15 protein-coding genes are annotated in these 11,633 nt (G+C 45.5%); all 15 read left to right on the forward strand.

What is annotated here, in order from left to right:
• The first annotated feature begins 6 nt into the window (after positions 1-6).
• Positions 7-684 (forward strand): glutamic-type intramembrane protease PrsW, encoded by a 678-nt coding sequence (gene prsW, locus Q9R23_RS03790; protein WP_035407140.1) that lies wholly within the window; start codon positions 7-9, stop codon positions 682-684.
• 19 nt (positions 685-703) lie between these two features.
• Positions 704-1,360, forward strand: a complete 657-nt coding sequence (locus tag Q9R23_RS03795) for a flagellar brake protein (RefSeq protein WP_035407143.1) — start codon at positions 704-706, stop codon at positions 1,358-1,360.
• A gap of 76 nt (positions 1,361-1,436) precedes the next feature.
• On the forward strand, positions 1,437-2,111 hold the full coding sequence (gene cmk / locus Q9R23_RS03800; protein ID WP_290759148.1) for a (d)CMP kinase: 675 nt from the start codon (positions 1,437-1,439) through the stop codon (positions 2,109-2,111).
• Entirely contained in the window at positions 2,108-2,707 is a 600-nt protein-coding gene (locus Q9R23_RS03805; protein WP_311246429.1) for a lysophospholipid acyltransferase family protein, read from the forward strand. The genes cmk and Q9R23_RS03805 overlap by 4 nt, the downstream gene beginning before the upstream one ends.
• A gap of 102 nt (positions 2,708-2,809) precedes the next feature.
• Positions 2,810-3,943, forward strand: a complete 1,134-nt coding sequence (gene rpsA, locus Q9R23_RS03810) for a 30S ribosomal protein S1 (RefSeq protein WP_056062180.1) — start codon at positions 2,810-2,812, stop codon at positions 3,941-3,943.
• Between the two features lie 123 nt (positions 3,944-4,066).
• A complete protein-coding gene (gene der / locus Q9R23_RS03815) occupies positions 4,067-5,377 on the forward strand; it encodes a ribosome biogenesis GTPase Der (protein WP_029342014.1) in 1,311 nt (436 codons plus the stop codon).
• Between the two features lie 14 nt (positions 5,378-5,391).
• Complete coding sequence (locus tag Q9R23_RS03820) at positions 5,392-6,417, forward strand: NAD(P)H-dependent glycerol-3-phosphate dehydrogenase (protein WP_035407152.1); 1,026 nt, start codon at positions 5,392-5,394, stop codon at positions 6,415-6,417.
• Between the two features lie 18 nt (positions 6,418-6,435).
• The gene (locus tag Q9R23_RS03825) at positions 6,436-6,633 is read left to right on the forward strand and encodes a DUF2768 domain-containing protein (protein ID WP_231496841.1); all 198 of its coding nucleotides are present in this window, start codon (positions 6,436-6,438) and stop codon (positions 6,631-6,633) included.
• Complete coding sequence (locus Q9R23_RS03830) at positions 6,630-7,364, forward strand: hypothetical protein (protein ID WP_035407154.1); 735 nt, start codon at positions 6,630-6,632, stop codon at positions 7,362-7,364. Before Q9R23_RS03825 ends, Q9R23_RS03830 begins: the two co-directional genes overlap by 4 nt.
• 85 nt (positions 7,365-7,449) lie before the next feature.
• The gene (locus Q9R23_RS03835) at positions 7,450-7,722 is read left to right on the forward strand and encodes an HU family DNA-binding protein (RefSeq protein ID WP_012370671.1); all 273 of its coding nucleotides are present in this window, start codon (positions 7,450-7,452) and stop codon (positions 7,720-7,722) included.
• Positions 7,723-7,862: 140 nt separating this feature from the next.
• Complete coding sequence (locus Q9R23_RS03840) at positions 7,863-8,441, forward strand: heptaprenyl diphosphate synthase component 1 (protein ID WP_290784292.1); 579 nt, start codon at positions 7,863-7,865, stop codon at positions 8,439-8,441.
• Positions 8,442-8,463: 22 nt separating this feature from the next.
• The gene (locus tag Q9R23_RS03845) at positions 8,464-9,171 is read left to right on the forward strand and encodes a demethylmenaquinone methyltransferase (protein ID WP_035407160.1); all 708 of its coding nucleotides are present in this window, start codon (positions 8,464-8,466) and stop codon (positions 9,169-9,171) included.
• Position 9,172: 1 nt separating this feature from the next.
• Positions 9,173-10,135 carry a polyprenyl synthetase family protein gene (locus Q9R23_RS03850; RefSeq protein ID WP_311246430.1) on the forward strand — a complete coding sequence of 321 codons (963 nt, stop codon included), beginning with the start codon at positions 9,173-9,175 and terminating at the stop codon, positions 10,133-10,135.
• Between the two features lie 93 nt (positions 10,136-10,228).
• Entirely contained in the window at positions 10,229-10,645 is a 417-nt protein-coding gene (ndk, locus tag Q9R23_RS03855) for a nucleoside-diphosphate kinase (RefSeq protein ID WP_214854435.1), read from the forward strand.
• Between the two features lie 192 nt (positions 10,646-10,837).
• Positions 10,838-11,614 carry a CheR family methyltransferase gene (locus tag Q9R23_RS03860; protein WP_035407169.1) on the forward strand — a complete coding sequence of 259 codons (777 nt, stop codon included), beginning with the start codon at positions 10,838-10,840 and terminating at the stop codon, positions 11,612-11,614.
• The last annotated feature ends 19 nt before the right edge of the window (positions 11,615-11,633 follow it).

The following is an 11,633-nucleotide window of genomic DNA, read 5'->3' on the forward strand; positions in this document are numbered from 1 at the left end:
GGAAGCGTGATTCAAATCGTTTTCTCCGGAGTTGCCCCAGGCATCGCACTCCTAACTTATTTTTATCTACGTCACGAACATGAATCAGAGCCCGTTGGATATATCCTTCGAAGCTTCATTTTTGGAATTTTACTCGTTTTTCCCTTGATGTTCATCGACTACATCGTTCAAACGGAGTTTGGTGGGCGTGAAGAGGTGCAATTGGTTCGAACAGCAGTCACAGAAGAGTTTGCAAAATGGTTCGTCGTCTTTTATACCGTGTATATCCATCAACGGTTTAATGATTATTATGATGGGATCATCTATGCCGTAGCGTGCTCGCTTGGATTTGCTACCCTTGAGAACATCTTATATCTGATGGTGAATGGAACGGTCGAACACATGCTATTCCGAGCTTTACTACCGGTATCCGGTCATGCTTTGTTTGCTGTCATCATGGGTTTCTTCATGGGAATGGCGAAATTCTCGCCTCACCCGTATCGGTGGTTGTCCTTATCGATAACGATTCCGGTATTTGCACATATCTTATTTAATTTGTTAATATTGGAAAATGGTGGTATATCTGTTTTGCCAATCGTCTTCATGATCATTTTATGGACGATCGGATTATTTCAAGTACGAGGTGCCAACCGTTTGAATCGTCGATTCAAACGAAAAAAACAACATTCAGATGGCATCGAATAGAAAGTAGGAGCGAAGTAGGATGATGGAAATCGGGGATTTAGTAATGCTTTCGAATAGTGAAGATCGACAAGGACGGTCAAAAGTAACAGCCGTAACGAATCGATTGATTTGGATCGAGGCGCCAAGTGAGGTCGCGACATTGAAAACGTTCATCTTGTCAGACCACGAAGAAGTTTCGTTTTACTTCTTTAAAGAAAAAGGTAAATTATTTGGATTTGATACGGTCGTCGTGGAACGACAAAATGATCCACTTCGTGGTCAGCGGTACGCCTTAAAGCGACCGAGTGATGATCAAATCGAGCGCATCCAACGACGTCAATTCGTTCGAGTACCACAAATGCTCGATGTCGCCGTTCATCCGCATAAAACGCAATTTGATCCGTTTACGACGGTGACGCTTGACTTATCGGCTGGTGGCATGATGATTTTGTCGGATCAGTTACCGATTCAAAAAGAGGAAGAGGTGGAAATGACATTCATTCTACCTACTGGTGACGGCATTTCGAGTACGTTAGATGTTATTGCTGAGCTCGTCCGTATCGATCGACGGGAAGAACGGTATGAACTCGCATTCCAATTTACAATGATTCCTGACAGAAGTCGTGAGCTAGTATTGCGTCACTGTTATCAAATGCAAATGAAAAGTTCAAGAAGGGGCATGAATCCATTCACCTGACCGCATTTTTTTGCTATGATAACGTTCGGAAGAATGAATCCCCATCAAATATGGGGAAGATGGAAGGATTGGATGGATGATGAAGAAGATTCAAATTGCATTAGATGGACCAGCAGGTGCTGGGAAAAGTACGATCGCAAAACAACTGGCGGCACGCCTTGACTATGTATATATCGATACAGGGGCGATGTATCGTGCCGTTACGCTCGCAGCACTCGAACAATCGCTTGATCTGAACAACGGAGAAGTGCTTGGCGAATTGATGAAATCGCTTGATATTCGTTTAACACCAGGCGAAAACGGGCAACGTGTCTTTATTGGTGATCGCGAAGTGACGGATGCGATCCGTTCCATCGAAATCACGAATAATGTATCGTTCGTCGCTCGTCAAAAAGAAGTTCGAGCAGCACTCGTCACGGCGCAACGAAAATTAGCAGATCAGGGTGGCATCGTCATGGACGGTCGTGACATCGGTACAGTCGTATTACCTGATGCTGAATTAAAAGTTTTCTTGACGGCAACTGTGGAAGAGCGTGCAGCTAGAAGGCACCGGGAGAACATCGCGCGTGGGATCGATAGCGATATCACAGTTCTTCAAGAAGAAATCGCGCTGCGGGACAAACGGGACAGTGAACGTGAAGTCTCTCCTCTACGCCAAGCAGACGACGCATTATATCTAGATACGACAGAGATGACGATTGATCAAGTCGTTGATCGCCTGATGGAACTAGCGGAAGGTGTTCTAAAATGAAACGTCAAGATACCGTTTATCGGATTGCGCGGTTTGTCGTCTGGGTCATAGCCAAAACAGTCTTCCGATTGAAGGTGACGGGGCAAGAGAATATTCCGAAAGACGGTTCCTTACTCATCTGTGCCAACCACAGTTCAAATTGGGATCCCGTCTTCCTCGTCAGTGCGATTCCACCGAAACGTTCGGTTCGTTATATGGCGAAGGAGGAGTTGTTTAAAATCCCTGCCTTAAAGCAGCTGATGATTGCGGCAGGAACCTATCCTGTCGGTCGTGGTCAAGGGGACCGTCAAGCCTTGAAACGGACAATCGAGCTGTTAAATACGGATGAGACTGTTGGCATTTTCCCAGAAGGAACGCGTTCTGCTCCAGGAGAATTCACATCAGCACAACCCGGTGTAGGGTTCTTCGCCTTACGATCGAATGCTCAGATTTTACCGATTGCCATCATTGGATCGTATCGCCCTTTCAAACGAATGCGCGTCGCGATCGGAAAACCGGTCGATATTTCGGATTTACGTGATCAACGTGGTGCTGCGAAAGCGATTTCTGATCGAATCATGGACGAAATCAAATCCGTCTACTTCAATCACGCTTAATACCTTGACAAATAGTCAGAATTGTAAGAAGTTAGAAGCAGGATAAACGCATTGACACGTGTCAGGCGTTTCTTGTACTCATCGTGAGGAGGTTGTTTTGGAATGGTCGAAGAAATGAAAGATATGCCTGATTTTGAAATTCATCGGGACCAGGTAGTTACCGGAATGGTCGTGAAAATTGAAGACAAGCAAGCACTCATTGATATCGGATATAAAACAGAAGCCATCTTACCGATCAGCGAAGTATCGAGTCTTCATCTCGATGATATTCGTGGTGTGTTGAACGTCGGAGATGAACTACAAGTGAAGGTCAAGAAAATCACGGATGAAGAGGTCGTCGTCTCAAAACGAGAAATTGATGCACTTAAAGCGTGGGAGCAAGTTGAAGAGAAGTATAAATCAGGTGAGATCTTTGAAGTTGTCGTGAAAGACATCGTTAAAGGTGGTCTCGTCGTTGATATCGGTGTCCGTGGATTCATCCCAGCGTCGCTTGTCGAGCGGCATTACGTCGAGGACTTCTCGGATTACATCGGTCGTTCGATTGACGTCAAGGTCGTTGAACTCGATCAAGAGAAGAACCGTGTCATTCTCTCGCACAAAGCCGTCGTTGAAGGTGAATTGAACGCGAAGAAAAAAGAGACACTCGAAAATCTAGAAGTGGGGCAAGTTCTAGAAGGAACAGTCCAACGATTGACAGATTTCGGTGCTTTCGTTGATATCGGTGGCGTCGATGGTCTCGTTCATATCTCGGAAATGGCACACCATCGTGTCGAACGTCCTTCGGACATCGTCACGGAAGGTCAGAAAGTCGAAGTCAAAGTACTTGGCGTCGACCGTGATACAGAAAAGGTTAAATTGTCGATCAAGGAAACACAACCGGGTCCATGGCAACAGATGGAAGGGAAAATCGAAGCTGGGGATATTGTCAAAGGACGCGTACGTCGTCTTGTCCAGTTCGGTGCCTTCATTGAGCTTGCACCGCAGGTAGAAGGGCTTTTGCATATTTCACAAATCGCGAACCGTCATATCGGATCGCCTTCAGAAGTACTTGAAGAAGGACAAGAAATTGAAGCGAAGGTACTCGAAGTGCGTCTTGATGAGCACAAGATCTCGCTCTCGACACGTGTTCTCGAAGAGGAAGAAGGGTCTTCTGAGGACTATTCGGATTACTCGAATCAATCAGAAGGATTTTCTGTCGCTGACTTGACAGAAGACGATTCAGAGACGAAAGAATAAAGGATGACACAAAGCGGACACAAGCGTGTCCGCTTTTTATATGCGGTTTGTTATGGTATATGAGAGTTTGATTTGATACAATAGAACGGCTATGAAGCGAGAGAAGAGAAAGAAGGTGTTGGGATGGCAATTCCAGTCGTGGCGATCGTAGGTCGCCCAAATATCGGAAAGTCGACGATTTTTAACCGGGTGATTGGAGATCGGGTTTCAATCGTAGAAGACAAGCCAGGCGTTACCCGCGACCGTATTTACGGAACTGGAGAATGGCTGAATCGTCATTTTCATTTGATTGATACAGGTGGAATCGAAGTTGGGGATGAGCCCCTACTTCAAATGATGCGTCATCAGGCGGAGCTCGCCATTGATGAAGCGGACGTCATCATTTTCATGGTGAACGGACGCGAAGGAATCACAGCAGCGGATGAGGAAGTCGCGAACATGTTGTTCCGTTCGAACAAACCAGTCGTCGTAGCTGTCAATAAAGTCGATAACTTTGAAATGCGTGATTTAATGTATGAATTCTACTCTCTTGGATTCGGGGACTTATTCCCGATTTCTGGTACACATGGTCTTGGACTTGGTGATTTACTCGACCGTGTCCTTGAATTAGCACCAGATAAAGAAGAGTTGGAATATGACGAAAGTACGATCAAGTTTGCTTTGATTGGTCGTCCGAACGTCGGGAAATCAAGTATGACGAACTCGATTCTTGGTGAAGAGCGTGTCATCGTCTCGAATATCGCTGGTACGACACGTGATGCGATCGATACACCGTTTACGCGGGATGAACAAGAATACGTCATCATCGATACGGCAGGGATGCGAAAACGCGGGAAAGTCTATGAATCGACAGAACGCTTTAGTGTCATGCGTGCTCAAAAAGCAATCGAACGAGCAGATGTCGTCTGTGTTGTTCTTGATGGTGAAGAAGGTATCATCGAACAAGATAAAAAAGTAGCAGGATATGCCCATGAAGCAGGTCGCGCGGTCATCATTGTCGTCAATAAATGGGATGCTGTTGAAAAAGATGATAAGACGATGAAAAAGATGCAAGAAGAGATTCGGGAAGAATTCCGTTTCCTTGACTATGCACCAATCGTCTTCGTCTCAGCTAAAACAAAACGTCGTTTACAAACGTTATTACCAGTTATTCAGCAAGCAGCGCACAGTCATGCGCAACGGATTCAGACAAGTGTCTTGAACGATGTCATCGTCGATGCCGTCGCTATGAACCCTGCGCCGACAGATAAAGGGGTTCGTCTACGGATTAACTATGCGACTCAAGTCGCGTCGCGTCCGCCAACGTTCGTCTTGTTCGTCAATGATCCAGAGTTGCTTCACTTCTCTTATAAACGATATCTCGAGAACCGGATTCGGGAGGCATTTGATTTCACAGGTACACCAATCCGGATTTTAGCTCGTCAAAAACAATAATGAGGTGAGTCAGTATGACCAAAATCGCTGTCATCGGAGCGGGAAGCTGGGGAACAGCGCTCTCGCTCGTCTTAGCCGATAATGATCAGGAAGTCATTCTTTACGGTCGTGAACAAACAAATGTCGACCGCATCAATGAGCATCATGAAAATGCGCAATTCTTGCCGGGCGTCGTGTTGCCACAATCCTTGAAGGCGACGACGGATCTCAAAGTGGCGGTCGAAGGCGCGACACATATTTTGATCGTGACACCGTCATCTGCGATTCGTGCGGTTTCTCGTCAATTAAATGAACTATTGACAGAACCAGTCGTCCTGATTCATGCATCAAAAGGAATCGAACCGAAGACACATCTTCGATTGTCTGAGTTGATCGAAGCAGAGGTCGACCCGGCGAAACGTAAAGCGGTTTGTGTCTTGACAGGTCCTTCACATGCTGAAGAGGTTGCGTTACGTAAACCGACGACGGTGACCGTTGCATCGGATGATTTAGAAGAGGCTGGTCGTGTGCAGGAATTGTTTACGAATGAAAACTTCCGTGTCTACCTCAATGCGGACATCATCGGGGCAGAACTCGGTGGAGCATTGAAGAATATCATTGCACTTGCTGCGGGTATGACAGATGGTCTCGGTTACGGGGACAATGCCAAGGCAGCCTTGATTACGCGTGGAATGGTCGAGATGGCTCGTCTTGGAACGATGCTTGGGGCAAACCCAATGACGTTCACCGGCTTGACAGGAATGGGTGACTTAATCGTCACTTGTACTTCTGTCCATAGCCGAAATTGGCGTGCGGGAAATGCCATCGGTCGAGGAGAAAAACTAGAGACAGTGCTTGAAAACATGGGAATGGTCGTAGAAGGTGTTCGTGCGACACAAGCTGCATATGATCTAGCAGAGTCGAAACAATGTGAACTCCCAATTACTTCTGCTTTATACCATGTTCTCTTTGACGGTCATACACCGGAAGAAGAAGTCAAAAAGTTGATGCAACGACCACAAAAAAATGAGATCGAGCATCTCTTCACGACGAAAGATTAACGGAGTGGGGTGGAAACCTTGAGTCCAGGATTATTAAAAATGTGGATTTCGTTCGCTGGCATCGGACTCTTTGCGATCAGTGTCTTGCTGGTCACGGTCAGTCGGACGAAGTTGAAAGGGATTTGGCAGATTCTCGTGTCAACCTTGGCATTCGTTTGTTTCATCGTTGCGTCGATCATCATGGTATTCATCGTCATGGCGGGACCGAGCGCATGAAAAAGTGGTTCGTACTACTCATGCTCATTCCGGTGACGTTATTATCAGGTTGTCTCTTTCCGGACAGCCAGAAACCGTCGAACCGCGTGCCGTATCCGCAACAATTGCGTACCGTTCAGGATGCCGTCGATGCATACCAGAAAGACACAGGTGTTTTGCCGATCAAAACGATGGAGGCAGATACGCCACTCATGGAACGTTATCAAATCGAACTGGGCCGTCTGATACCTCGTTATATGAGTGATCCACCAACGAACAGTTTTGAAGGCGGGGGAACATTCATCTATTTGTTGGTCGACGTTGAGACGAAGCCGACTGTCAAATTGATGGATTTGCTTGTCGCGGAAGAACTACAGAAGCTTCAAGTCCGAATTGATGCGTATCGCAAGAAGAATGATAAGTACCCATTTAAAGGCTCCATCGGAAAAAATCAGTTTACCCTCGACTATAAAAAGTTATTCATCAAAAAAGAACCGACTGTCCCAAGTCCGTACTCAGATGAAAAGCTATCGATCTATGTCGATGGTCAAGGTCGTCTTTTCATCAACTATTTGCCAGAGTTGAAGAAAGCTGTACAAACTGCGAAGAAAAAGCCGAAAGTCGGTCAGGATATTCGGTATTTGCTTTATGAAGATCAACCTTTTGTTCCTGCCTATTCTCAAAGCTACACGATAAACGAAAAAGGCGAACCTGTGTTTTCAGAGAAATCGAGCGAAGAATCTGAAAATTGAACGTTATTTACACGAAAATGTTGTAATAGCAACGTTTATAGGGTATGATTACCCTCGAAGAAGTGATTGGGAGGGGGTGAAAGTAATGAACAAAACTGAACTCATTCAAGCAGTCGTCGAAAAATCAGGTCTTACAAAAAAAGACGTGACGAAAGTTGTTGAATCAACATTCGAATCGATCACTGAGACACTTCAGTCTGGAGAGAAAGTCCAATTGATTGGATTTGGTAACTTCGAAGTCCGTGAGCGTGCAGCCCGTAAAGGTCGCAACCCACGTACGAAAGAAGATATCGAGATTCCAGCAAGCAAAGTACCTGCCTTCAAACCAGGTAAAGCATTGAAAGATGCTGTGAAGTAATCCGGCTACATAGTCGCCCGAGATTTTCTCGGGCGGCTTTTTTGTGGACATTCAGAAGCGTGAAAGCCCGCCGATTATGGTATATTAAAAAAGAAGAACGTCCATCAACGAGATGGCACTGGAGATCGGGGGGTAAAAGCATGGAACAACATGAGCTGCGCGTGGATGAAATCATCACTGCACTCACCACTAAACAAACGACACGATTGGCTCGACATGTGGATTTCCCTTCCATCGATCGTGAACAGATCCGTTGGTTGATTGATGTCGCTCAACATGACAAGCTAGATTCAGAAGCACTCGTCAAAGCGATTCATTTCGCACAAGTCGCCTTACGTCTGCATGAACGCGTCAATAAAACATTACGCGGTTCGAAGGAAAGACAGCTTCTTGTATTAGCTGGAGATCTTTTCTCGAGCTACTTCTTCGAACAATTAGCGGGTTTGCCGAAAGAGGTTCTTGTCTCACTCGGACGGACCATTCAACGTGTCAATGAAGCGAAGTGTGCCTTACACGAAATGAACTATGAATCAACGGAAGAACGGGTTCTCTTATGGTTAACAGCAGAGTTCGGATTAATGCAAGGACTCGCGACAATCACCAAACGAGAATGGCTGACACGACAAGGACGGCAGATCATTCAACAACAGGCAGAGCAGCTAGATCTGGTCGCACAGAAATTACTGTTATCGCATCTCGAACAGATGGCGGTAGCATGAGATCTTGGAAAGGGTGAGCAGTGTGCAGACAAAAGATAAAGAAAAAAAAGTGTATGAAGTGTTCCAATCGATATCAACGAACTATGATCAAATGAATTCAGTCATCAGCTTCCGACTGCATAAATTGTGGAGACGCGAAACGATGCGCCGGATGCAAGTCTTCCCAGGTGCTAAATGTCTTGATCTTTGTTGTGGAACGGCAGACTGGACGATTCAACTGGCAAAAGCAGCCGGTCCGACTGGTGTCATCAAGGGACTTGATTTTTCAGAGAATATGTTAAAAGTCGGCGTGGAGAAAGTAGAAGCGCTCGATATGAAAAACATCGAATTGATTCACGGAAATGCGATGGATTTACCGTTTGGTGACAACTCATTTGATTTCGTGACAATTGGTTTCGGTTTACGGAACGTTCCTGATTACCTTCAGGTCATTAAAGAGATGCATCGCGTCTTAAAACCAGGTGGAACGGTCGTCTGTCTGGAAACGAGTCAACCGACGGCACCGATTTTCCGAGAAGCATATTCGCTATACTTTGGAAAAATCATGCCACAAGTAGGTCGTTTGCTTGCTAAATCGTATGATCAATACAACTGGTTACAAGAATCAACGGAAGTGTTCCTCGACCGTGTCGAACTGAAACAACTCTTCGAACAGGCAGGCTTCATGCAAGTGGAAGTCAAAGCATTTGCGGGTGGGGCTGCTGCGATGCACCTTGGGAAGAAGTGGTGAGATGTCACTGCATTCCATCTACCGTGATGTCACGAAGGAAGTTAATTTAGTCGATCGTTTTCTGATCAGTCATATCGCTTCGGAGGAACCAACGATTGATGCAGCAGGAAAACAACTGCTGAAAGCTGGTGGAAAACGGATTCGACCAGCGTTCGTATTGTTAGCCTCTAAATTCGGTGAGGCAGATCGCGATGAACTGATCCGTGTAGCAGCAAGTCTTGAGCTCGTCCATATGGCATCGCTTGTACACGATGATGTCATTGATGACGCTGAACTACGACGAGGAAAACCGACCGTTATGCAATACTTCGATGAAGAAGTGGCGCTTTATTCAGGCAATTATTTGTTTGGGGAAGCGATTCGGTTGATTGGAGAAGTCGGAAAACCAGAGCTGGTCCAAGTCATGGTCCATACAATGCGTGAAATTTGCGAGGGTGAGATTGAACAGATCTATGATCAATATGATTGGGAACAGTCGATTAAACGTTATATCAAACGAATTGAACGAAAAACAGCCATTCTCATTGAAGCAAGTTGCCATCTAGGTGCAATCGTTGCGAATTGTTCAGCGGCCGATACGAAAGCGTTACGACTGTTTGGACGAGATATCGGACTCGCTTTTCAGATTGCTGATGATTTGCTTGACTTCACAGCGAATCAAACGCAACTTGGTAAGCCAGTGGCAGAGGATCTACGTCATGGACATAAGACGTTACCCGTCTTTTATGGAGCGGAAGATGCTGCCTTTTACGAAAGTCTTTCGAAAATCGAGACGATGCCTACCCATGAAGAAGTTGCACCATTGCTAGCATTTCTTCAAACTTCAGGTGCACTCGAACGAACACAACGAACGGTCGATCTTTACATTCGTCGTGCCATCAACCGGCTCGAACCCTTACCTAAATCTTCCGCTAAACGATCGCTCGAAGAAGTGGCGCGCTACGTTGGTAAACGAAAAGGATAAAGATTGTCAAAAATTTCTTGCTGTTCTTCTAAAAAGCCAGTAAACTGACTATGTAAGCGCTTTTCTAAAAGCATTTCATAGGGGGAACTAGAGATGGAACAGACATTTTTAATGGTCAAACCGGATGGCGTAAAACGTGGATTGATTGGGGAAATCATCGGACGGATCGAACGCAAAGGATTCATCATTCGTGAAATGAAAATGATGAACGTTACAGAAGAACTCGCAAAAGCACACTACGAGGAACATGCGGAGAAACCATTCTTTGGAGAGTTGGTCACTTTCCTGACGTCAGGTCCTGTCGTCGCTCTGCGTGTTGAAGGGGCAGACGTCGTTGCCGTTTCTCGTTTGATGATCGGAAAAACAAAACCACTTGAAGCAGCACCTGGAACGATCCGTGGTGATTTTGCGAACACGATGAGTGAGAACGTCATTCATGGTTCAGACAGTATCGAAAGTGCGGAGCGTGAGCTGGGTCTTTGGTTTCAAGGACAGCCAGTTAATGTCTAATACATGAATAGTAGGACAAGCGGGGAGGGATTCGAGTCAATCGAATCCCTTTTGTCGTATTCTTGTAAAACGGACTGACCGGATTGGTTAATTGCTTTTTGGAATGCCTATAGCTTTATGCTACTATAGAAAATAAGTTGAACCGGTCAAAGAGATGACCATTTGATATCGAGAGTGAGCGAGGTGTGCCATTTGGAAGATTACGAACTTTTCATTCAAAGATTCAAGATCAAATCAGGGATTGATCTCGGTCAGTATAAAGAAGCACAGATGAAACGACGGTTGACGGCGTTACGTGACAAAAAAGGGTACAGTACGTTTGCATCCTATATGCAGGCAATGGACAAAAGTACCTCGTTATACGAAGAATTTCTAGATCGGATGACGATTAATGTCAGTGAATTCTTCCGTAATCCGATACGTTGGCAACAATTGGAGCAAGACATCTTACCGGTCTTGGAATCACGTGCACATGGACGAATTCGAACGTGGAGTGCTGCCTGTTCGACGGGAGAGGAACCGTATTCCCTAGCGATGATCTTAAGTGAACGACTCGATTCGTCGGCTTTTACGATTCAAGCAACGGATTTGGATGAGCTTGTCCTTGAAAAAGCGAAGCTTGGTCGATACGGAGCTTCCGCATTGAATGAGGTCGTAGAAGCGCGGAAAAAGCAATATTTCATCGAGCAGGAGCAGACATTCGAAGTTGTTCCAGAAATCAAACGACTTGTTCGTTTCAGTAAACATAATTTGTTAGGCGACCGGTACGATACCGGTTTTGATTTAATCATCTGCCGTAATGTACTGATTTATTTTACGGAAGAAGCGAAAGCACATGTCTATCGTTCGTTCGTCGAGGCATTAAAACCAGGCGGTATTCTGTTCGTTGGAGGAACGGAACAAATTTTCCAACCAGAACGATTTGGATTAAAGATGAAACAAAGCTTCTTTTACGAAAAAATCGGTTGAACAGGAAGGGATGAAGCGA

It is taken from the genome of Exiguobacterium sp. BRG2, from assembly GCF_031844245.1.
Taxonomy (GTDB): Bacteria; Bacillota; Bacilli; order Exiguobacteriales; family Exiguobacteriaceae; genus Exiguobacterium_A.